This window comes from Paenibacillus uliginis N3/975 (assembly GCF_900177425.1).
Classification (GTDB): Bacteria; Bacillota; Bacilli; order Paenibacillales; family Paenibacillaceae; genus Paenibacillus_AQ; species Paenibacillus_AQ uliginis.
Map to the genome: position 1 here is coordinate 4349410 of NZ_LT840184.1, position 23705 is coordinate 4373114.

General features: G+C 45.5%; 22 protein-coding genes. 2 read left to right on the forward strand and 20 right to left on the reverse strand.

Annotated features, from left to right (window positions below; genetic code table 11):
• Positions 1–15: 15 nt before the first annotated feature.
• The 13 genes from B9N86_RS20765 to B9N86_RS20825 form a co-directional block, all read right to left on the reverse strand.
• Complete coding sequence (locus B9N86_RS20765; RefSeq protein WP_208915051.1) at positions 16–438, reverse strand: cell division protein FtsL; 423 nt, start codon at positions 436–438, stop codon at positions 16–18.
• 36 nt (positions 439–474) lie between these two features.
• On the reverse strand, positions 475–1428 hold the full coding sequence (rsmH, locus tag B9N86_RS20770) for a 16S rRNA (cytosine(1402)-N(4))-methyltransferase RsmH (RefSeq protein ID WP_208915052.1): 954 nt from the start codon (positions 1426–1428) through the stop codon (positions 475–477).
• Between the two features lie 55 nt (positions 1429–1483).
• Positions 1484–1921, reverse strand: coding sequence for a division/cell wall cluster transcriptional repressor MraZ (mraZ, locus tag B9N86_RS20775; RefSeq protein ID WP_208915053.1), 438 nt, complete (start codon positions 1919–1921; stop codon positions 1484–1486).
• A gap of 217 nt (positions 1922–2138) precedes the next feature.
• Complete coding sequence (locus B9N86_RS20780; protein WP_208915054.1) at positions 2139–3407, reverse strand: adenosylhomocysteinase; 1269 nt, start codon at positions 3405–3407, stop codon at positions 2139–2141.
• 80 nt (positions 3408–3487) lie between these two features.
• Entirely contained in the window at positions 3488–5119 is a 1632-nt protein-coding gene (bshC, locus tag B9N86_RS20785) for a bacillithiol biosynthesis cysteine-adding enzyme BshC (protein WP_208915055.1), read from the reverse strand.
• Positions 5120–5788: 669 nt separating this feature from the next.
• Positions 5789–6727 carry an ABC transporter ATP-binding protein gene (locus B9N86_RS20790; RefSeq protein WP_208915056.1) on the reverse strand — a complete coding sequence of 313 codons (939 nt, stop codon included), beginning with the start codon at positions 6725–6727 and terminating at the stop codon, positions 5789–5791.
• Complete coding sequence (locus tag B9N86_RS20795; protein WP_208915057.1) at positions 6724–7719, reverse strand: ABC transporter ATP-binding protein; 996 nt, start codon at positions 7717–7719, stop codon at positions 6724–6726. Before B9N86_RS20795 ends, B9N86_RS20790 begins: the two co-directional genes overlap by 4 nt.
• Before the next feature lie 13 nt (positions 7720–7732).
• Positions 7733–8683: an ABC transporter permease gene (locus B9N86_RS20800; protein WP_208915058.1), complete on the reverse strand. Its 951-nt coding sequence runs from the start codon at positions 8681–8683 to the stop codon at positions 7733–7735.
• A gap of 4 nt (positions 8684–8687) precedes the next feature.
• Positions 8688–9620: an ABC transporter permease gene (locus B9N86_RS20805; RefSeq protein ID WP_208915059.1), complete on the reverse strand. Its 933-nt coding sequence runs from the start codon at positions 9618–9620 to the stop codon at positions 8688–8690.
• Positions 9621–9829: 209 nt separating this feature from the next.
• Positions 9830–11494 (reverse strand): peptide ABC transporter substrate-binding protein, encoded by a 1665-nt coding sequence (locus tag B9N86_RS20810; RefSeq protein WP_208915060.1) that lies wholly within the window; start codon positions 11492–11494, stop codon positions 9830–9832.
• A 148-nt stretch (positions 11495–11642) separates the two neighbouring features.
• Positions 11643–12017, reverse strand: a complete 375-nt coding sequence (locus tag B9N86_RS20815) for a DUF3397 domain-containing protein (RefSeq protein ID WP_208915061.1) — start codon at positions 12015–12017, stop codon at positions 11643–11645.
• 11 nt (positions 12018–12028) lie between these two features.
• Positions 12029–12994 carry a ketopantoate reductase family protein gene (locus B9N86_RS20820; protein ID WP_208915062.1) on the reverse strand — a complete coding sequence of 322 codons (966 nt, stop codon included), beginning with the start codon at positions 12992–12994 and terminating at the stop codon, positions 12029–12031.
• A 135-nt stretch (positions 12995–13129) separates the two neighbouring features.
• Positions 13130–13780: an RsfA family transcriptional regulator gene (locus B9N86_RS20825; RefSeq protein WP_208915063.1), complete on the reverse strand. Its 651-nt coding sequence runs from the start codon at positions 13778–13780 to the stop codon at positions 13130–13132.
• Between the two features lie 345 nt (positions 13781–14125).
• On the opposite strand from B9N86_RS20825, the gene B9N86_RS20830 reads away from it, so the two are divergent.
• Positions 14126–14362, forward strand: a complete 237-nt coding sequence (locus tag B9N86_RS20830; RefSeq protein WP_208915064.1) for a DUF2626 family protein — start codon at positions 14126–14128, stop codon at positions 14360–14362.
• A 213-nt stretch (positions 14363–14575) separates the two neighbouring features.
• Complete coding sequence (locus B9N86_RS20835) at positions 14576–15682, forward strand: coiled-coil domain-containing protein (RefSeq protein WP_244562780.1); 1107 nt, start codon at positions 14576–14578, stop codon at positions 15680–15682.
• A gap of 92 nt (positions 15683–15774) precedes the next feature.
• On the opposite strand, the gene B9N86_RS20840 is transcribed toward B9N86_RS20835, so the two are convergent.
• The 7 genes from B9N86_RS20840 to B9N86_RS20870 form a co-directional block, all read right to left on the reverse strand.
• Complete coding sequence (locus tag B9N86_RS20840) at positions 15775–17010, reverse strand: extracellular solute-binding protein (protein WP_208915065.1); 1236 nt, start codon at positions 17008–17010, stop codon at positions 15775–15777.
• A gap of 297 nt (positions 17011–17307) precedes the next feature.
• Complete coding sequence (locus tag B9N86_RS20845) at positions 17308–18639, reverse strand: PhoH family protein (RefSeq protein ID WP_208915066.1); 1332 nt, start codon at positions 18637–18639, stop codon at positions 17308–17310.
• A 292-nt stretch (positions 18640–18931) separates the two neighbouring features.
• Positions 18932–19384, reverse strand: coding sequence for a pyridoxamine 5'-phosphate oxidase family protein (locus B9N86_RS20850; RefSeq protein ID WP_208915067.1), 453 nt, complete (start codon positions 19382–19384; stop codon positions 18932–18934).
• Positions 19385–19460: 76 nt separating this feature from the next.
• A complete protein-coding gene (locus tag B9N86_RS20855) occupies positions 19461–20543 on the reverse strand; it encodes an LCP family protein (protein ID WP_208915068.1) in 1083 nt (360 codons plus the stop codon).
• Positions 20544–20690: 147 nt separating this feature from the next.
• The gene (locus tag B9N86_RS20860) at positions 20691–20987 is read right to left on the reverse strand and encodes a YlaH-like family protein (protein ID WP_208915069.1); all 297 of its coding nucleotides are present in this window, start codon (positions 20985–20987) and stop codon (positions 20691–20693) included.
• Positions 20988–21057: 70 nt separating this feature from the next.
• A complete protein-coding gene (gene typA / locus B9N86_RS20865; RefSeq protein ID WP_208915070.1) occupies positions 21058–22899 on the reverse strand; it encodes a translational GTPase TypA in 1842 nt (613 codons plus the stop codon).
• A 143-nt stretch (positions 22900–23042) separates the two neighbouring features.
• Complete coding sequence (locus B9N86_RS20870; protein ID WP_208915071.1) at positions 23043–23552, reverse strand: hypothetical protein; 510 nt, start codon at positions 23550–23552, stop codon at positions 23043–23045.
• Positions 23553–23705 lie beyond the last annotated feature (153 nt).

Here is a 23705-nt window from a genome sequence, read left to right on the forward strand (position 1 = left end):
AACCTCACTACTATTCTAGTTTTGTCCCGACGGTGCACTGGATGTATCTGATTTGCCAGATGTCGCAGGAACGTGTATCGCATCGCCTTGCTCAACCTGAACGTAGCCAAGTTCCTTTGCTTTTTGCGCAATCCCCATCTCCAGAGTCTGCTTCTTTACTTGAAGTGTATCCATGCTTTTGTTCAGCTTGTGGATATCAGAGTCAGCATTCTGTATCTGACGGTTCAGATCATAAACTTTCACATGGCTCATCCCAACCCAACCCGTAACTGTGACAACAAACAGTACAGACATCAGGTAGAGAAGCTTTTCTCTTTTGGGCAATTGAGAGCGGCGCTTAATGACAGTCGTTTTCTCGAGATATTGTGACGGCTGTTGCTTCTGTGGTTGTTGCTTCTGTCTCTCTTGAACGGCCAAATTACCGCGTGTGTAGGCCATGGCTGTATTCTCCTTCTTCTTGTATTTCTCAGTGCGTTATAACTTTTCCGCAATACGCAGCTTGGCTGAACGCGCGCGGGGATTTTGCGCTAATTCCGATTCACTAGGAACAATTGGCTTCCGGTTCACTAGCTTTAATGTTCCTTGACCTCCACCGCAAACGCACATAGGAAAATCTGGCGGACAAGTACACTTCGGAATGTAACTGTTAAATATTTGTTTGCAAATCCGGTCCTCCAGGGAGTGGAAAGTGATGACGGAAACCCGTCCTCCCGGTGCAAGACATGAAATCGCTTGATGCAGCGCATCTTTAAATGCACCGAGTTCATCATTCACGGCAATTCGCAGCGCCTGAAAGCTCCGCTTCGCCGGATGACCTCCCGTCCTGCGGGCAGCGGCCGGAATTCCTTCTTTAATCATATCGACCAATTGACCTGTCGTTTGAATGGGACTAATTTTCCGCCTTTCGCAAATAACCCTAGCAATTCGTCTTGAAAACTTTTCTTCACCATATTCGTATAAAATCTTGGCGATTTCCTGTTCTGACCATTCATTCACGATTTCAGCCGCTGTAAGTTCTGCAGACTGGTCCATCCGCATATCGAGCGGTGCATCGTGATTGTAGCTGAATCCTCTCTCCCCCTCATCAAATTGCGGTGAAGACACGCCCAAATCAAACAGAATACCGTCAACATGGGAATGGCCATCCTCGTCACAATCGACTTCGCTATGGAGTACCTCCTCCAAATCGCGGAAATTCGTCTTGACCAGGGTAACCCTGTCTCCATATGGATTCAGAACCTCTTTTGCGTTATCCAGCGCCCAATCGTCCTGATCAAGCGCGATCAAACGGCCCCCTGAACCCAGTTTGGAAGCAATCAGCGAGCTGTGACCCGCCCCTCCCAGTGTACAGTCAACATATATACCGTCTGGTTTGATGCGCAGCCCTTCTGTCGCTTCTTCTTTAAGCACCGTGATGTGATGAAACAAGCTGCAGCCCTCCATAATTGTCTACTCATCCAACATGTTATGTAATGCGGATTGATTAAAGGTCGAAATCAAAGTCGACCAGCTTCTCAGCGATGTCATTAAATGCTTCTTCTGACTGCTGATAATACTTCTGCCATTGTTCTTTGCTCCAAATCTCCACCCGATTCGAGACGCCGATGATAACGCATTCCTTATCGAGCTTCGCAAATTCCCGCAAATTGCCCGGCAAATTTACCCTTCCCTGTTTATCCCATTCGCATTCCGTCGCCCCTGAGAAAAAAAACCGGGTAAACGCACGTGCGTCCGACTTCATGAGTGGAAGGGATTTGAGCTTTTGTTCCATAATGGCCCATTCTTCAGTGGGGTATACAAAGAGACACTGGTCTAAACCGCGGGTTACAATAAAAGAGCTGCCAAGGAGATCCCTAAATTTTGCCGGGATAATGATCCTTCCCTTGTCATCGATGCTATGCTGAAACTCCCCCATAAACATCAGGCACTCTCACTCCTTAACCCCGATTCCCCACTTTGCACCACTTTCCACCACTTTAGAATAATAGATTCGTCGTAAAGAATCAAATCCCTTCAAGCAAGTTATTGTTTTTTTTAGCCAACAATTCGATTACGCGGCAAAAAAACCCTCATCTGAATTCCATCTGAATTCAAATGAGGGTTCCAGGTTGTTTAAAAAAAGCCTGTTACCATACGGTTTAATGCTGCTCCCAGCTGTTCAGGTAAGATTTTTGAGTTTCACTAAGTTCGTCAATGCCTATACCAAGACTTTCTAATTTATATCGGGCCACTTGTTCATCCAATTCATAAGGCACATTGACGACGCGATTGCCGATGCTTTGATAAAGGTCATTTACATATTTCAGCGAAAGTGCCTGCAGCGCAAACGTCATATCCATAATTTCTGCCGGATGCCCGTCGCCTGCTGCAAGATTCACAAGACGCCCTTCAGCGAGCAGGTAGATCTTACGTCCGTCTTTCAATTGGTACTCTTCAATATTGCGCCGTACGGTGCGAATAGATTGTGAGCGCGAAGCCAGATCAGGCTTGTTAACTTCAACATCGAAGTGACCGGCATTGGACAAAATCGCCCCGTCCTTCATCACATCATAATGCTCGCCGCTAATCACATCGCGGTTCCCTGTAACCGTAACAAAGAAATCACCGTGCTTGGCCGCTTCACCCATCGGCATTACACGGAAACCGTCCATATAAGCTTCCACCGCTTTAATCGCATCAACCTCGGTAACAATGACGTTTGCACCCAATCCCTTGGCTCGCATTGCTACCCCTTTACCACACCATCCGTAACCAACAACAACTACGGTTTTGCCCGCTACAACGAGGTTAGTCGTCCGGTTAATTCCATCCCATACAGACTGTCCGGTACCGTAACGATTGTCGAACAGGTACTTGCAGTACGCATCGTTCACAGCAACCATTGGGAATTTCAGAGCATCTTCTTTTTCGAGCGACTTCAAACGAAGAATTCCGGTTGTCGTCTCCTCAGCTCCTCCGCGTATGCCCTCGAGCAGATCAGGACGCTCCGCATGGAGAATCGTTACAAGATCACCGCCGTCATCGATCAGGAGATCTGGCTTGCTTTCCAGTGCCCGGACGAGTAGTTCCTTGTACTCCTCAGCCCCCGGGTTGTACTTGGCAAAAACGGTTATCCCATCCTCCACCAAAGCCGCACACACATCATCCTGCGTAGACAGCGGATTGCTTCCTGTAATCGTAACCTCGGCACCACCGGCTTGAACAACCTTAGCGAGATAAGCGGTTTTTGCTTCGAGATGCAATGAAATCGCAACCTTCAGACCTTTGAACGGTTGTTCCTCTTCAAATTGCTTGCGAACCCGGTTCAGCACAGGCATATGCGCCTCTACCCAATCGATTTTTAGATGTCCCTCTGGTGCCAGTTTCAAATCCTTGATTACGCTATTCTGAATTGATGATGAACTCATAATACAGCCTCCCTATATATGAATTATGCAGTACTATAACATATCCAAGCTCCAGGCTTAAGCCTGTGCGGGAAAATGAATCAAAGATATACGGCCCGGTGAGCACCAGAGTCATCATAAGGTATGGCCATAAGGTCATCCAGCAGTGACATTCCGTATCGATTTAAATAATAAAAGATGTTGTATACTCTCTCCTGCGGACGCCCCATAGGAACAATGGAATGACTCAGCAGCTCCCATTGCCTTAGTGAAGCACTATGCTGCTGTTCCAGCGCCTCCTTTGTTTTGTTCAGAAGAAAATCCATCTGAGCCAGTATTCTATCTTTATTGCTCTGTCCTAATTTTGTCAGTCCCGGTTGTACACTGCTTAAGTCTTGTAACAAAGGCTCGTAAAGCTGGTTGAAAGACTCCTTTGTCTCCCGGAAGCGCTGGTCCAAGTCGAGCCCGTTCTGACCCGACAGCCATTCTTGACGCTTATCCTCAAGATTCACATATATATCCTGAAACGTCAATTTATATTTCTCCATATACTTATGGGAAGTATTTTCGATAAGAGTAAAAGACATCCGTGGCAAGATCAGCGGCATTTCAAGCCCCATCTCTGCAAAAGCATACCTTGTGATGGCCCAATAGGAAATTTCACCTTGTCCTAATACCGTTCCAAGGACAGGCAGCAGAGAATCCTGCATTAGCGGACGCGTAAGTACGTTGTTGCTGAACCGCTCCGGATGCTCCGCCAATTCTGCAAGCAGCTCGGCTTCCGTCATGGAGACGAAACCTCTTCTATCTGCAAAAACTCCGTTTTCTCTAAACAGAAGAAGCCGTTTATTATCAAACAGGTAGAACAAGTTCGCACCGTTCACAGGAACATCCGCCTGCAGCTCATAGCCAAGGCCTGTTATGTCACGAGCTGCTAACTGGTACGATTGACCTAAAGATTCATTTTGTCTGATCAGTCTTTCAAAGACGGGAGCTTCCAGGGACCTAAGACATGGATCGGCGGAATCCAAAAGAACGAGACCATACTTGCCAAACAGCATTCCCATTAGCTTCGCGAATGCATCGCTTAGCCCCTTAGAAGTCTCTGCGGACTGACGAAGTAAATTCATTATTTCCGGTTTGAATTCACTGTCCTGAAGCAAGTGCTGAAGCTCATCCAACGCCTGCTTCCATTGTCCCTCCTCAACCGGGGTGAAGCTTACAGACGTTCGAGACCCTTCGTCGCCGTCTATTTTAATCTTGGTCACCTCAAGATCTGCTGACAAAACATGCGTATGGTTTACTTCATCCCAGTCGTGGTCTTCCCCGGCAATCCAAAATACAGGAATAACTGGCCGTCCCAATCTTTTCTCAGCCTCCCGGGCTGCTTGAATGATGGTAATCGCCTTATGCACAACAAGCATAGGTCCGGTAAACAAACCGCTCTGCTGTCCACCGGTAATGACCAAGGTACCATCCTGCTCTAATAAATCGAGAGATTTATGTACCGCATCATGCTGATTATATTTTTCATTATATGACCGAAGACTATCAACCAGCGCTCTGCGGCTGATTCGTTTCCCCTCGGAATGATCCAGCCATTTTACACGCTGCTCCCAGCTGCGCTCATCACGATGATTTCCACCATAAAAACCGCTCACTTGCTCGAAGCGGCCGATGTAATCTTGTGCCAAAAGCGATCCGCCGGATAATGGCTCCGGAACTATATTCATGAGGTATGCCTCCTATTCTGCTTCAACCTAACCGGTCAACTTACTTTATTAAAGCCCTTATTGATTGTACCGAAAATTGATGTCCTTTTCAAAGGAAAAAGAAAAGGGTTTGTCTCAAAGTAGATTTTTAGAATAATAACAGGGACATCTTTTAGAAAAAAGCAAAAATGCTGGCCACACGAGGATTCATCCATGAGTGACCTGCTTGGTTTTGTGGTCGATGGCGTGCTTCTAAAGGTTGTATTTCGTCAGAGCTTCACTTCTCACGTTCCAGATAAGCATAGTTTTCATCTAAGCCATAATCCAAGTCGATAATCAACATTCTTGTCATACGTCCCCAACTTTTATTCACTTAATTCAAATGGGATATCAAGCAGCGCAACTGATGGCGCACCTTCTCATTCTTGAAGAGATCATGCGCGAAGCTGCGGAAAGGACGAAACGATTTCGGAAAAGCGGTAGCGGTCGGCTAAAAGCTTTCCAAAGGAAAGCTACATCGGAAGCATAAACTCGTGTCCCCGAATTTCTTCCGTTAAGGAATAATTCAAGAAATTCGGGGGCAAGAGCGATTGTAGGAACGATTCGTACACGTAGCGTCTACGATAGACAAAAAGGGCGTCCTAGGTCAACGGACCTTTTAGGACACCCCCACAATACATATTTACTCCCTTAAGCGTAGGCTTTGGCAACCCAATGGCCTTTAGAAACTTCCACCAATTCGGTATCTTTTTCATCAAGGACAACGGTACCATCTTCACCTTTGGCTGCAGAAATCGGTCCTTGCATATCATTTTCCATGATCAGGCGCTTCTTGTTAGCTTCGATCTCCGGATCGGGAATCGGGATTGCCGACAGCAGCGTCTTGGTATATGGATGAATCGGATTCGCATATAACTCTTCGCTATCTGCAAGCTCCACCATCTTACCAAGATACATAACAGCTACGCGATCACTGATATGCTTAACCATAGACAAATCATGCGCAATAAAGAGGTAAGTCAGACCAAGGCGGTCCTGCAAATCTTGAAGCAGATTGACCACCTGCGCTTGTATTGACACATCCAGTGCCGAAATCGGCTCGTCACAAATAATAAACTTTGGATTTACCGCGAGCGCACGCGCAATACCAATCCGCTGACGCTGACCACCCGAGAATTCATGCGGATACCGCGTAGCATGGTCGCTGTTCAAGCCGACCATATCCAGCAGCTCTTCGACACGTTTTTTCCGTTCAGCACGGCTGCCGGCCATACCGTGGATATCCAGCGCTTCCCCGATAATGTCAGTGACCGTAAAACGTGGATTCAACGAGGCGTATGGATCCTGAAATATCATCTGCATATCACGGCGCATCGCCTTCATTTTTTTCGGCGGCAGCTTGTAAATATCTGTTCCGTTGAACGTTACGCTTCCGGCAGTAGGTTCATACAGACGGAGAATTGTCCGCCCTGCAGTTGATTTACCACAACCGGATTCGCCTACCATACCGAGGGTTTCACCTTCACGGATGTTGAAGTTGAGATTGTCCACCGCTTTTAGGATATTGCCTTTTCCGACATTAAAATATTTTTTCAATCCATTTACTTCAATTAGATTGTTGCTCTTCATGATGACTCAGCCTCCCCTGCCATCGGATGAAGGTTCCAGCAGCGCGCCGCATGCGTATCGCTGAACTCCGTTGTACCCGGACTAATTCGTTCGCAAATTCTCATCGCTTCATCACAGCGGGCGCAGAACGCACATCCCGCCGGAGGTTTAATAAGATCGGGTGGTGTACCGATAATCGGGATAAGCGGCTCATCCTTCTTCTGGTCCAAACGCGGCATGGAGCGAAGCAGTCCCTTGGTGTAAGGGTGCTTAGGATTTTTGAAAATCTCCCACTTCGTTCCCGTTTCTACAACCTCTCCAGCGTACATAACGATAACCCGGTCACACATACCGGCTACAACACCAAGGTCATGCGTGATCAGAATGATAGATGTGCCTAGACGATCCTGCATGTCTTTCATGACATCCATAATCTGAGCCTGGATAGTTACGTCAAGCGCGGTTGTTGGCTCGTCCGCAATCAGCAGTGCAGGATTGCAGGCAAGCGCAATCGCGATCATGGCACGCTGGCGCATACCACCGGAAAACTCATGCGGATATTGGCTGAAGCGCTCTTCCGCATTTTTAATGCCGACAAGCTTGAGCATTTCAATAGCCTGTTTTTTCGCTTCGCCCGCAGACATGTTCTGGTGTTTAATGAGCACCTCGGTAATTTGCTTACCTATTCTAATGGTCGGATTCAGGGAAGTCATCGGATCTTGAAATATCATTCCGATATCTTTACCACGAATCGCTTCCATTTGTTTGTTACTTTTCTTGAGAAGGTCTTGTCCTTGAAAAATGACCTCTCCTTTTTTAATCTCTGATGGCGGGGACGGAATCAGACGCATGATTGTCTGGGCGGTAACACTTTTACCGCTGCCGGATTCACCAACAATGGCAACCGTCTCCCCTTTGCCAACTTCAAAATTCATGCCGCGAACAGCTTTAACTTCACCACCGCGTACACGGAACGAAACGTTGAGGTCTTTAACCTGCAAAATTGGTTCCATACCTTCCCACCTCCTATTTTTTCAGTTTCGGATCGAGTGCGTCACGCAGGCCATCACCGAAAATGTTAAATGCGAGCATCGTCAAGCTGATAAAGAGGGCTGGGAACAGCATCCGCCAAGGATAGTACATCCAGCCGGACAAAGCATCGTTAATCATGGAGCCCCATGAAGCGACCGGCGCTTGGACACCCAAGCCGAGGAAGCTCAGGAAAGCCTCAGCAAAGATCGCATTCGGCACGGACAGTGTCAACGTAACGATAATGGGACCGAGTGCGTTCGGAATTAAGTGACGGAACAAGAGCCTTGGAGCGCCAGCACCCATAGAACGTGAGGCCAGCACATACTCCCTGCTCTTCAGTTGCATAATTTCTCCCCGCACAATCCATGACATGTTAATCCAACCGGTAATCGTTAAGGCAAGTATGATCGTACCTAAACTTGGTTCAAATACGACCAGCAGCAGAATCGTAACTAAGAGATAAGGTATCGAGTACAAAATCTCTGCGAATTTATTCATGAACTCATCGACACGGCCGCCAAAATAGCCCATCACGCCGCCGTAAATGACACCAATCATAAGGTCAATTGCCGCCGCCGCAAGTCCGACGATCAAAGAGATACGCGCGCCCATCCATGTACGGACAAACACGTCACGTCCCAAATCGTCGGTGCCGAACCAGTGCTCCGAAGAAGGAGGCATATTCGTATTCATGAGATCGTTTGTTTCATAGTCATACTTCGAGATCATTGGGCCGAGGATGGCCATAATAATGATCAATATCATAATAATCAAACCGGTCATGGCAAGCTTGTTCTTGCGCAATCGTTCCCAGGAGTCACGCCAAGCCGACAAGCTTTCACGCTGAATGACTTCGGATTGCTTTTCATCAACGCCAATCTTTTGGAAATCTTCAGGTTTCAGGTTTTGTGCCGCGGGGTTCGGTATCGTCTGTTCTGTCGTCATCGTGTTAGCCCTCCTTCCCGCCACTCAGTTTAATACGCGGATCTACGAGTACATAGGCAATATCCGTCAAGAAACGAGCAAGCATCAACAAGATTCCGTAAAAAATCGTAATCCCCATAATTACCGTATAATCGCGGTTTGTAATACTATTCACGAACTGTTTGCCGATACCGCCGATACCAAAGATTTGTTCAATAACAACCGATCCGGTAATGATGTTTGCCGTCATCGGACCAACATAGGTTACGACTGGTAGAATACCGTTACGAATGACGTGACGGAACATAATAGCAAACCAGTTTAAACCTTTTGCTTTAGCAGTTTTAATATAGTCTGAATGCAATACTTCAAGCATGCTTGAACGGGTCAAGCGTGCGATAAATGCAATCGGTTGGGCAGACAATGCCATCACCGGAAGAACATAATCCAGCGGGCCGTCAAAACCCATAACGTTAAACAACCCTGCCTTTTCAGCCAAAACGTATTGAAGCAAGGAAGCCAGCACGAAGCTCGGCACCGCGATACCCAATACGGAAACAATCATCGCAACGTTATCGATCAGTTTGCGGTGATATAGAGCTGCTAGCATACCTAGCAATACGCCAACAATGACAGAAACGACAATCGCTATTAGACCTAGTTTCAAGGATGGAGCGAATGTTTCTGTAATGATATCGGTAACGCTTTGGTTTTGCTGTTTCATGGACAATCCAAAGTCACCCTGCACTATATTTCCCAAGTATTTCGTGTACTGCTGAAAAATCGGTTTATCCAAATCATACTGCTCCATCAGCCTCGCCAATATTTCAGGCGAAGGCTTTTTTTCTCCCATAAACGGATCTCCCGGTATGGCTTTCATGAGAAAAAAAGTGGCTGAGATCAGTATGAATAACGACACAAGCATGTAAAAAAACTTACTCGCTACATACCTCAGCATCCCGCATCCCCCTAGTTGATAGTTGTTCTATGCCAAGTCTAGTTTTATTGTAAACAACACTAGAACGAATAATCAATTCTATAAGTTACACCAAACAAAACAAGATTTGGAAAAAGTTCGATCAATACAAAAAAATCGGGATATATATGGGGCGAATCCCCACATATATATCCCGAGTAGTAGTCTTTCATACAAAGTTCTACGAATGACTACTCAATGTATGCACGTGTGAAATCAATATCACCTTTGTAATCAAGAGTAAGACCTTTGACCCAAGGTTTAACCAAAGATACGTTGGAATAGTAGAACAACGGCAAAACTACCTGATTATCCTGAACCAGAATTTTTTCAGCATCTGCCATCATTTCCATACGCTTTGCATTGTCACTTGAACTGTAAGCTTCGTTCACAAGCTTGTCATACTCTTCGTTTTTAAAGCCGCTGTCATTGTTACCGCTCTTCGATGTCCACATATCAATGTAAGTCATAGGATCGTTATAGTCTGCGCCCCAACCTGAACGAGCGATTTGATAATCGAGATTTTGACGATTTTTCAAGAAAACGCCCCACTCTTGGTTTTGAACCTTAACTTCTACACCAAGATTTTTCTTCCACATATCGGAGACTGCAAGTGCAATTTTCTTATGGCGATCATCGGAGTTATGGATCAGTGTAACTTCAGGCAGTGTAGTGTAGCCTTCTTCCTGCATACCTTGAGCAAGCAGTTTTTTGGCCTCATCCAGATTTTCTTCGAAATACGTATCAGGTACTTCTGTACGATACTCCTCTTTCACACCTTTAATACCCGGTGGAACAAAACCGAAAGCTGGGATTTCTCCAGCCATTGTGATCTTCTCAGTAATTGCTTTACGATCTAATGCCATCGAGAAAGCTTTACGTATGTTCACGTTATCAAACGGCTTTGCAGTCGTGTTGAAAACATAAAAATACGTAGAGGAGATACCTTTAATATTCAGCTCTTCTGGAAGCTCTTTCTTCACAGCGTTCAACTGATCGGTAGGAATGCTACCTGTTGGCTGTCCTGCATAGTCCAGCTCATTATTCCGGTAGCTTGAAAGTTCTGTAGCAGAGCTATTTACAATGCTCATTTCTACTTTTTCCAATTTAACGGACTTGTTATCCCAATACTGATCATTTTTGACCAGTTCAATTTTTTGTCCCTTTGTAATCTTAGACATTTTGAAAGGACCGTTACCAATCAATGTTTCCGGTTTCGTTGCCCATTTATCATTGTCCTTCGCAGATGAATGAATTGGGTAATACGTTTGGAAAGACATCAGATTTAGGAAGTACGGAGTAGGATTCTCAAGCGTAACTTCGAGTGTATGGTCGTCAGTTGCTTTAATGCCTACTTCATTAGCGTCTTTAATGTCGCCAAGGTTGTATGCTTCTGCATTTTTAATATAATACAGTTGGTAAACATACGGAGGAGCAGGAGTGAACTTTGGATCCAATACACGTTTCCAAGCAAATTCAAAGTCTTTCGCGGTTACAGCATCGCCGTTACTCCACTTAGCGTCTTTGCGGAGTGTGAAGACATATTTCAAACCGTCTTCAGAAATTTTCCATGATTCAGCTACGGCAGGTACGGGTTCACCGTCAGTACCTTTACGTGCGAGACCTTCGAACACAGCGTTAATAACTGTGTTGGACGCATTGTCTTGAGATTGTCCCGGATCCAATGTAGGAGGCTCGGAAGCGAAATTCATACGGAAGACTTGTTCTTTAGGTTTTCCGTTGTCACCTTTGGCGCTCTGGTCATCGTTTTTGTTGTTGGATCCGCATCCGGCCAACACTGTACCGATGGCAAGAATCAGCGTCAAGAGTAGCAATAGGCTTTTGTGTTTCTTCATCTTGCAGTTTCCCCCTCATAGATTTTAGGTATATGCTTACCGATTATACAACCAGTGGTCAAAAAAATCCATTAAAAGCCCCACAGAAATATCTCCCTGTGAGGCATTTGACACATGATTGTAAAAGTTTTCTTATGTTACTTTTCCCTTACATGACTTTAAATATGTATTGGACCAATCCGAAAAATGTAAAAATTATGTAACTTATGCTCATCGTTACAAATGCTAGACGCCAAACGACACGCAGCAATCGCTTTCCGTCAACCCGCCCCTTCCAACGGTTTTGAGCCCCCCCGATCAATCCCGCCGTTATTAGGAGTAGAAGAAGAATTAAGTAAAACCCGAATTTGGTTTGGAACAAGTTATTAAACAGAGCGGATACGGAAATTAATAAAAACACAGTAGTTACATCCATTGCAAGTTTCATCGCCTGTCTCTTGTCTTTCTTGCGCAGAGTAACGATCAAGTAAACCAGAATGAAAGGTATGACGGGTACAACACTCATAATAATGAGAAGATCCATTCTCACGCCTCCTAAACATGAATACCTTCTATCAGCCGCCATAAAAGACGGTGGACCGGTGTGGATACACCAACACGTTCCGCCATACGGACTATACTTCCGTTTATCGATGAAACTTCTGTTGTACGTCCTTCCAGGACGTCCTTGAGCATCGAGGACGTGTTACCCGAAGTTGCTTGACACACCTGAAGTATCTGCTCCCACAGGTCGGTCTCCCAGGGAATATTGCAAGCCGAATATACGGCAATACCTTCTTCATAGAGTTCCTTCATAAGGTGCATACGCTCCTCAGATTCCAGAAGCTCCCCGTTCGGAATCCGCCATACGGCGGTTAATGGATTGATCACAGCATTCATCAACAATTTCCGATAGATCATGATATCCAATTCTTTCGACAAAAAAACGTCAAATCCTGCTCTTTCCAGCTGAACAGCGAGCGCTTTTTCAGATTCGCTTCCCTCAGAAGGATCTGCCTTCTCATCATCCGAAAAAGAACTCCCCGCTTGTCCAACCCAGGTTGACCCCTGTCCGGCATGCGTGACTTCCGAAAGTCCGCTTCGCTTTGCGCCTTCAGTCGTCACTGCAGCATATAGTGTCCAGGCAGGCAGCTCTCGTCTCAACCTTTCCATGTGACCCGTTCCGTTCTGAAAACATAGGAGTCTCCGGTGTTTCGACGAATAAGGAGCAAACAGTTCTTCAACCACTTTAGTTATTCCCGTCTGTTTGACCATCAGAAATATATAATCATCTTCACCCGCCCCTCCAATCTCATGATATCTTGAGATTGGCTCTGCCTGGAAAGATTCAGACGGAACATGAATTGAATCTTGCTCCCTTATAACCGTAATTCCGTTTGAGCGCAGCTGCTCAGCCTGCTCCTTACTGCGGCACCAAAAAGTTACATCCGCTCCGCTGGCAGCAAGTCTGCCTCCGTATAACAGCCCCAGTGAACCTGCGCCAATAATATGAATAGTCATTTGTGAAATCCCCCGTCCATGTATGTCATATCAACTTCTAGTATATATCAAGAACATTTCAGACCATACAAATAACCCGTTCCGGCGCATCCATAATGCGCGTAGAGCGGGTTATAAGCCTATGCCTTCTTCAGGCTATTCAATTCGTTCGAGATTACCGTTTGCATCCATTTTGAAACGGGTCTTGAGCTCTTCTTCCTCTTCATTTAAGAAAGCAAGTCTTCTAGCCCGATCCATAATTTGAATCAATGCCTTGTAGTCATCATTGACGACATGATAGTCTGTCTTCACTTCACTAACTTCTTTCAATAGACGAGCATTCTCTCCTCGGAGTTTAGCCAGTTCTTCTTCCTTCTCACGCAGATTTCTCTCAAGCATTTTGTACTGGCGTCCGCTTTCCTGCAGTCCACCCTTCCATTGGCGGAGGAACCGGATTACCGCATCGATAGAAAGTGTTTCTTCACTGGCTCCCTCACTCTTATAGCTCTCCTGCTCGAATTCAGCATGGACCAAACCTGCCACTTGAGGTCCTGCAGATGTTGGCTGTTTCTTGTAATAGCTTCGTTTTTGACGTTGAGATTTCGCCAAACTAATCGCTTCCTCGTATTTCTTGCGCACACAGCTGTTCCACCTGAATCCACAGGCAGCTGATGTCCGGCCAATCCGTTCTCCGACCTCTTCAAATGCTGCTAACTGTGTACTGCCTTCCCGAATGTGACGAAGGGTCACCTCCGCTAAAATCAAATCATCCTCTACGCTCCATGCATCCTGTCTCACTGCTGACATACCATAAAACCCTCCTAACGACATCCTAAAATAACCGTCTTCAATACCGCATAACTCGGTTGCTGAATAGGGTATAAAAGCTGCTTAATTCATTTCTATGCCTCTCATAGAGTTCATAGAATCTATTTGATACTAAAATGTATTTCCATTTTAAATACAGAACATACACCTACAGTCGGATTTGTAGTAAAAATACGACTCCATTCCATATTTCAAGTACATAAATCACATTTATTCGAAATTTCAGCTTGATTTCGCCAGTTAGACATTTACACGATTTTACCATGACGTTATAATGTACATAGCAATAAGCATTGTCCGTACATATGAGAGGAGGATATGATCGTGGCACGCATGTTTCGAGTACTCGGTTTTTTCACACTGACCATCGGTTTGATGGCTTTTGCCGGGGGCTTGGTTGAAATGGCTCTGCTCTTCTTCCTGCAGACGGCGTTTTTCGTGATTCTGGGATATTTGAACTTCACGGAGAGAACCTATATTCTTCTCTTCTGGGCTTATATGATCGTGACCTTTACCGGCTTCAGCTATTGGACGATCTTCGAAATGGGCCTACCACTCTAACATCCCAGCTTATGAAAACAGATAAAAAAGCGATCAGGCAGTCTTTTGCCGGTCGCTTTTTTAATGCGCTTACATACTGCTTCATCTGAATTAACGGCTATATTTAAATAAGACAAGGGTTGATATTTGAGCACTACACGTCATATATTGGTTAAAATGAAGGGATTGCGTATTCCTGAGAAACCAGACATTTTTATCAAGGGGGATACCCGTTTGATTGCGCATAAACCACGCCTATACATAATACTTCTCCTCTGCATGCTGCTTATCATTGGTACCGCTGTAGGTCCCAAAACCGCATTTGCTCTTCCTGAGACGACAGCAGTCGACTCGGAAGAAGCACGAAAGCTGCTTGAGGACAGCCTATCTATTGTGGAAATCGATCATGAGATCGAACGAATCGGAAAGAGACAAAAAGAGCTTGAACAAATCCAAAGCTCTCTGGAGACCAAAATATCAAACATCGAACTGCAAATCCAAGAACGCCAAGAACAGGCCGGTATCGTTCTAAGGGCTTACTATATGGGAGAACGTGAAAGTCTGCTCAACCTGCTTCTGTCTGCACAAAGTCTAACCGGATTTTTCAGAATACTGGATTTTTACGATCTGATTATACAAAATGACCAAGCCATCTTAAGAGCTTACAATCAACAGTATAAAGAGCTTGTGTCTGCTCAAATGAAAGCTTCCCGTAATGCAGCCCAGCTGACGGAAGTTAAAGATAACCTTGTCAAGCAGAGAGCGCGTGTGCTGGCACTGGAGGAACAGGTGAATGGGGCACTTGCTTCCAGCAGCAATCCCCAGGCTATGGCTAAGTTAATCGAGGAATTTACGTTGTATTGGGAGAACGTCGGTATCTATGAGGTTAAACGCCACTTTCAGGCTCTGGCTGGTGCTATGAATAACCTCCCTACCTTTATCCAGGGCAGCAAGAATATGCTTAAGACGAACGGAAAAGAATATACGATTAACATTAATGAAAATGATTTAAATGAATTTTTGAGGTCAGAGAATGAATTGTTTAACACCTTTGCATTTCATTTTGACGATGGAAAAATATCTGCCGAGGGAGAAAGCGGTAACTTATCACTTCTCATTGAAGGACGTTACACCATCATAAATGATCCCGAGAACGCTATAATGTTTCAGATCGACAAGCTTGTATTCAATCGGATCGAACTGCCTGATACGACTAGGCAAGCACTCCAGAACGAGTTCGATATGAACTTTTATCCCAAACAGCTCGTTTCCTTCCTAAAGGCAACGGAGGTTAGCACTGATAATAAGGTCCTGTATGTTAAACTTGAGCTCGACATGTAAGAGTGCGAGATAAAGATCCACTTTACTCCGAAGTTTATACTTTCTTATCGCTTAAAAAGAAAAAGCTGCCGAAATCGGCAGCTTTTCTTGAATTATTTAGATGAAACCTTATACTGTTCCCGAAACTCTTCTACAGTCATATGACCGTTCAAAAGGTCACTCACTAACCTCGAATACATTAAAAAGCCGTCCCCGCGTCCGAAATCCAGTTTCACAGCTTCTTCACGTTCCAATAGCGATCGAAGCCGGTCCAAAGATTCTTTCCAGCTCTCCGAACGATTGATAGCGCTGTCAGTAATACTGTAAAAATCGGACAATGCTGGTAATTTACCTGTACTTTCAGCCCATTTACGCTCCATTTCTTTCGATGTCATCTCAGAAACCCAGGCCATCGCAAGCTGAGATGACTCGCTCTGTGAGGTTACAGCAACACTTCGGGAACGAACAACAGGTTTTCGTTTTTCCTTGCTGTAGTCTGGAAGCCAAAGTCGATATCCCTCAGGAAAGTCCCTCCTAAAGACGGAATAAGCTGCGATAGCGACAGAAGCGTTATCGCCTTCTATCTCCTCCATCAGAGCCGCTACGTCATCTGTCAGCTTGAGCCAGGAAGCACCTGCAGGAGGAGCCAGCATGCGCAATATCTCTTTATCCGGTCTTGCAGGATCACCACTCAGTGCACTTACAGCAGCCGCAAATGCATACGGATCTTCCGGATCCAAGACAAACACAGGTTTTTTTCCCATGCTTTTCTTGAAATCCTGCCAACTCTTACGGCTGGATGGCAGCTCAGAGACCGTTTCTTCATCCGCTTGCCAAGCAAGTACATAAGGATCCATATCAAACGGAATCCCCCACTGATAACCGTTCCACTGAACAGACGAAAGCAAGCCCCCCAAAAGCTGAGAATCAGGCACAACAGCTTGTGAAGCGTCTATTGGGCGTAAAAACCCCTTAACCGCGAGCGATTTAATCCAGTGGCTGTCAATGAATAAAACATCAGGACCTTCGCCAAGGCTCATTTTTTGAATAAGAGATTCCTCACTAGAACCTAACGTTTCCATAGGAATGATCTCAACCTCTGCACCTGTCTTCTCCATGAATTGTTCATTCATCTGATGAAGTGTATCGAGCTCAGCATCGTCCATCTGAACAGCAATTTGTATCGGTCCCAAGTCACTCTCCGGTGTATCAGGCGTTTGTGATGGCGGGACAGGTTCTTTGCCAGGAGGATCACTGCCTATATGTCTAGTAAATTCAAAGCTCGGAGATAGGCTGGTTAAAGAAAGAAGTAATATGGCAAAAAGAAACCAATAGTTTTTTCGTTTCATACCTTCTCCTTTCCTTCTTGAGCTCTGTCCTTATTTTACCAGACTCATAGGGCTCTTGTCCTACCTTTTTTATAGATAAACAAGACCATTTTTCACCATTTCAATTGAACTAAAGATTCTTGGCTTGAACATCACATCGATTAGGTCTTATTTAAGGTACAAAAATCAAGCAGGTCACCCAAACTCATCAGGTAACCTGCTTTTGCTTTTTTTCTGAGAGTTGTTCCTATTATTCATTTAGAAATCTTTTGTTCGGACAACACCCTCCAGATTGTATCATTTCCCGGAAAATAGAGTTTACAGCAAATCTGCCGCCAACTGGGCCAGCTTCGACCGCTCGCCTTTCGTCAACGTGATATGACCACTCAGACTTTCCTGTTTAAAGCGCTCAACAACATAAGTCAACCCGTTACTAACAGCATCCAAGTAGGGATGATCAATCTGCTCCGGATCTCCCATCAAAATAACCTTACTTCCTTCCCCTGCACGGGAGACGATCGTTTTGACTTCATGTCGGGATAAATTCTGGGCCTCATCCACAATAATGAACTGGCCTGGAATGGAGCGTCCTCGTATATAAGTCAGTGCCTCTACTTGAATACTTCCAAGCCCCATTAAAATTTTATCAATATCGCCTGCTTTTTTTGTATCGAACAGAAATTCCAGATTATCATATATCGGCTGCATCCACGGGCGGAGCTTTTCTTCTTTTTCACCGGGTAGATAACCGATATCTTTCCCCATAGGAACGACCGGCCTTGCGATCAGCAGCTTTTTGTATTTGTGGTCATCCTCTACTTTACACAAACCGGCGGCTAGTGCGAGCAGTGTCTTGCCTGTACCGGCCTTGCCTGTTATCGTAACCAATGGTATATCGTCATTCAATAATAGCTCTAAAGCCATTCTCTGTTGAGCATTGCGGGCTGATATCCCCCACACCGGATCGTTGCTGAGATAAAGAGGCTCCAGCCTTGTGGCATCCGAGTTCACGCGAAGCAATGCCGACTTTCCGCTTCCCATCTCGTCTTTCAAAATAACAAATTCATGTGGAAAGAGGGTATACGGAAGCTGAAGAGGCTTGATTGGTAATGAACGATAGCTGTAAAACTCATCTATTACTGATGGGTGTACCTTCAGAGTTGTATGGCCTGCATACAACTCACTCGGGTCCGCTGTTCTGTCAGACAAATAATCCTGGGCTGTCAGACCAAGCACATCCGCTTTAATTCTGACCAGCACATCCTTGCTGACCAACACGACAGGACGCGAATTTTCTTTAGGTTCTTCCTCCAATTTATAATTCAAAGCGACGGCCAGAATCCGATTGTCGTTCGAGGCCTCGCAAAACATCTCTTGTACCTTAACAAAGCTGCGGTGGTTCAGCTCAACCTTGAGTCTGCCTCCGTGTTCTAATGGAACACCATCATGCAGTTGTCCCTTCTCCCTGAGTCCGTCAAGCAGACGTGATACAGAGCGGGCATTCCGTCCGAGCTCATCGGCATTTCGCTTCTTGGAGTCGATTTCTTCAAGTACAACAGCGGGAATGACCACATCATGCTCCTCAAATGCAAAAATTGCATTAGGATCGTGCAACAGAACGTTGGTATCCAGTACAAAAATTTTTTTCATCGTATCCCCTCCACTGCTCCTTCATTACACACATCCACCACATTATCGAAGCAAACCCCATATAGTTCGTTCTATGCTGTATGAAAGGACAAAATGAACCTTTGAGACTGCTATTCTCAAGTTATTGGCCAGGGCGCGCTGCTGTATTACTAACCATCACCTCCTTTCAGAATACAAGAGGTTTACAATAAATAGGCAGTTTACGACAACAGCTGTCAATGTAATGACAGAGTCCGTACTTGCCACGCAAAAATCTGCAAAAACGTACAAAAAAAGCCCAGTGATAACATCACTAGGCTTTTCGCATGGCAGCAAAAACTTGTCCGTCAAGCTTTTCGGCTGCGCGCTCATCATAAATTTTAACATACTCAGGAGATGCAACTAATTCAATACCGTGAAAAAGTGCATTCCTCACCGCTTCAACATGAATGTCGAAACAACACATGTCAAATGGCACTTCATCCAGAGGGCCCTGACGAACTTCAGCACGACCTCCGATAGCAAATACTTGTTCGTCTCCATACACCGTTACGGTCACAAGTGGATTTTGCTTGAGATTGTTCACAAGCCGTGAACGATAATCAATCGCTAACCGGAGTGTGAAAGGATCTACCACATAAATCCATGAAATAATGCTCGAAGTCGGGCCGCCGGATTCAGCATCCACCGTATTTAGCAAAACGAATGTTTCGGGCTGCAGTTTCTGCATCAAAGCTTCCGTCAATTGCGTAGTGGGTTGGGACATTACACCGGCCTCCTGTACAATGAACTTTCGTTTGTTACATTGTATTATATCACAGCGTAAAACTTGCCTTCTTTTGTCACGGCTTAGATGCGGATTCCGTATTTGTACCCTCCGGTTCACGGGTATGCTTGCCGGCCAGTTCATCTTTCAATGCTTGCTTCGCTTTCGTCAGCTCACTGTCGCTAATATAAACGAAAGGACTACGCCATTCGCCAGTAAGCGGCACAAATTTCACATCTTCTTTTTTAATGTCGTAATACGCCATGATCATATTTTTAACCTGATCTTTTTCAAGATCGGTTTTCATATTATCGTCCACCGCATCAAGTACATTAAACGCTTTTGTTGCTCCACCGAACGACTTCATTCGGTCGATCAGAGAATGAAGCACCTCACTCTGACGGGCATTCCGGTCAAAGTCGTTGGACTCCTTAGTCTTCGGCTTACAGTTCATCGACTTCCGGTAGCGGACATAATCCAGTGCTTGCTTTCCATCAAGCTCTTGCGGACCGACCTTCAAATTTATATCGGTTCCGTCCACAGAGTCCCGGTGGCACATGTTATATTTCACGTCCACGTTCACTCCACCGAGGGCATTAACTACATCACGGAATCCCTGAAAGTCAAGAACGGTAACGTAGTCTATATCCACATCCAGATATTTTCCAAGCATCGTCTTCATTTGGTCTTCGGCAAGAATACCACTCTTCTTTTCCTGCGTCTTGAATATAGGATAGAAAGCATTCAGCTTCTGGTTGGATTTATAACCTTCCAGCTGCAAGCTTGTATCTCTTGGCAATGATATCAATGTGGCTGAATTCGTCTCCGGATGCATCGAAACGACCATAACCACATCCGTAAGATGAGTCCCGGTTTCCGGCCGATGGTCCGTACCAAGCAGGAGCATCGTGATCGGTTTGACCTTAGCTGACTGCTCCGGGGCTACCTTCTCATTATTACCGGTATCAAGTATACCGTTCTCAACCTTGAGGTATAAACTTCCGGCATAAACCGCAACTCCTAAAACCGCCAGTAGCACAAGAATCAGAATAATTTTAAAAAATGATTTCACACCGCTTTTTTTCTTTGGAGGCGGCTTCTTTTTGCTTTGTCCCCCGCTTTTTGCTCTCGGAGGTAGATTAGATTGACCAGAACTCATATCATAACACCTTTTTTCATTCAATTTAGAGGAATGTCCGATAAACACCCCAACATAGGAGCATTTACCGGACCATGTGTACTTCTCTCTCTTTTATAAACGAGGGTGACTGGCAAAAAGTTTCCGGATCAACCGGCAGGGTAAAATTTAGCGTGTTTTCGCTTCCGTCTGAGATTTCCTTTTCTGACGGTCCTCTACAAAATAGCGGATCCGAACCATCAACATCAGCGCCACTGCAACGAGCAGACATTGGATAATCGGCAGTTTGTCAACTTGAAAGATGAGCAGCATGCCGGAGCCCAGTGCCATCAGGATATACAGGAGAATTTCTTTCAGAAGCGGAAGCTTCTGCTTCACCCGGAACACCTTGTTGTACACGTAAGTAATAAGCACAAAAATGATGATATAGGAAATGAGAGGATGCGCGGCAAACCAGACTTGCATAACAGGTTCACTCCTTTACGATAGGAAACACATTCAGCGACTTCTATATTAGAGAAGGTTGCTCTCTCTATTATAGATTCGATTCCGCCATTTTACGATGCTTTTCTGCACGTTCGCGTTCACTCTTGTTCAAAACCTTCTTACGAAGACGAACGGACTTCGGTGTAATTTCACAATATTCATCGTCATTCAGGTACTCTAGCGCTTGCTCCAATGAGAACATACGAGGTGTTTTCATCTTAACGGTATCGTCCTTCGTAGCAGAACGTACGTTAGTAAGCTGCTTCTCTTTGCAGATATTTACAACGATGTCGTTATCACGAGTATGCTCGCCGACGATCATACCTTCGTAAACTTCAGTACCTGGCTCCAGGAACAGTGTTCCACGGTCTTCCACGGACATCATGCCGTAGAATGTCGTTGATCCGTTCTCGGTTGAAACCAGAACACCTTGGTGACGTCCGCCAACCTGGCCACCATGTAGCGGTCCGTAGCTGTCGAAAGCATGGTTCATCACACCATAACCACGTGTCAGTGTCAGGAAGTGAGTACGATAGCCAATCAGTCCACGAGCAGGAATCAGGAACTCTAGACGTACCTGACCGTTACCGCTGTTAACCATGTTAACCATCTCGGCTTTACGGGAGCCCAGACTTTCCATAATTGCGCCCGTGCTGTCTTCAGGCACATCGATCATCAGACGTTCGATCGGCTCCATTTTGACACCGTCGATTTCTTTTACGATAACTTCAGGCTTGGATACCTGCAGCTCATATCCTTCACGACGCATGTTCTCAATCAGGATGCTGAGGTGAAGCTCGCCGCGACCAGATACAATATAAGCATCCGGGCTGTCTGTCTCATCCACACGAAGGCTGACGTCTGTTTCCAGCTCTTTAAAGAGACGATCACGCAGTCTACGGGATGTAACCCATTTACCTTCACGTCCTGCAAACGGACTGTTGTTAACGAGGAACGTCATTTGCAGTGTAGGCTCATCAATCTTAAGCACAGGAAGGGCTTCAGGATGCTGAGGATCCGCAACGGTTTCGCCAATGTTAATGTCTTTAATACCGGAAATGGCAACAATGTCTCCCGCTCCCGCTTCAGCGATCTCTACACGCTTCAAACCTTGAAAACCAAACAGCTTCTCAATACGAGCAGTCTTGCTGGAACCGTCGCGGAGCATAACGGTAACTGGTTGTCCTTGCTTGATAATACCACGGTTCACGCGGCCAACAGCAATCCGACCCAAATATTCGTTGTAGTCCATCAATGTTACGAGGAACTGTAAAGGCTCGTCCACTTTCTCGGTTGGGGAAGGGATATGCTCGATAATCGTTTCGTACAGAGCAAGCATGTTGTCATCCTGTTTCTCTGCATCAAGACTTGAAGTACCGTTCAGTGCGGATGCGTACACAACTGGAAACTCCAGTTGTTCGTCGTTCGCGCCAAGCTCGATAAACAGGTCCAGAACTTCATCTATAACTTCCGCCGGACGAGCTGCCGGACGGTCGATTTTGTTAACAACAACAATAGGAGTTAGGTTGTGCGCAAGCGCTTTGCCAAGCACAAATTTCGTCTGAGGCATACATCCTTCATAAGCATCAACAACAAGCAGTACACCGTCAACCATCTTCATGATACGTTCCACTTCGCCACCAAAGTCAGCATGGCCTGGAGTATCCACAATGTTGATTAGAAAATCTTTATACGTTATGGCCGTATTTTTGGCCAAAATGGTAATCCCGCGTTCACGTTCCAGGTCATTCGAGTCCATCGCCCGCTCCTGCAAAGTTTCGTGCTCCCGGAAAATACCGGATTGCTGCAGCAACTGGTCGACAAGCGTCGTTTTTCCATGGTCAACGTGGGCAATGATTGCGATGTTGCGAATCTGATCTCTAGATTGCATAAATATATCTCAAATCCCTTCTTTTCGAATGAGCCACCCAAAGAAGCGCCGGGCGTTAATGCCAACCGACGCTTCAACATAACCACTATATTATAGGTAATCTGATACAGAAATCAAGTCTTTTCAGAAAATTTCCAGTAAAATTACCATCCGCGGCTCCATTTTCCGCCCTTCGTCCGGTTACGTCCATAAATAAGCCAGATCCCTGCTGCGATCAAAACAAGCGCGATAATATAAAACGCTCCAGTGTCTAACCAAGTGAAAATAAAGATCACAACCGATAAAAGCATCAGACCAAGTGCCATCGGAAATACGGCCCCGGGACGAGGTTTCTCATAAATATAATACTCATATAAACCTACTGCAACACCCAAAATAAGGATCGGCCACAACGAGCGCATCAGATCCCATCCCCAGAAACTGCAGATAAGGAACAGCACTCCATAAACCGTCAGAATCCCGCCGGGGATCAAGATCGCTGCTGACGCACGACGGCCAAAGAACAATACATGAAGAAGCAGACCCGGTAGAAGCAGGACTAGCGGCCATAAGGTACGGCCCAAAAACCCAAACACTCCAAGCTTACCGAGCAAAATTACAACGCCTGCCGTAACGATAAACAAACCGAGCATTAAATCTTTTTTGGAGGACATCTCATCACCCTCTTTATTTAATATGTACGATCGCAAGAAAATGTAGTTATCTTAATCTTATCCGAAACCGACAAAAAAAACCATATCCTGAGCTTGTACCCCATAAAAAAACGTTGGACTCGATTCACAACGAAAAAAAAGGGAGCCCTAGGA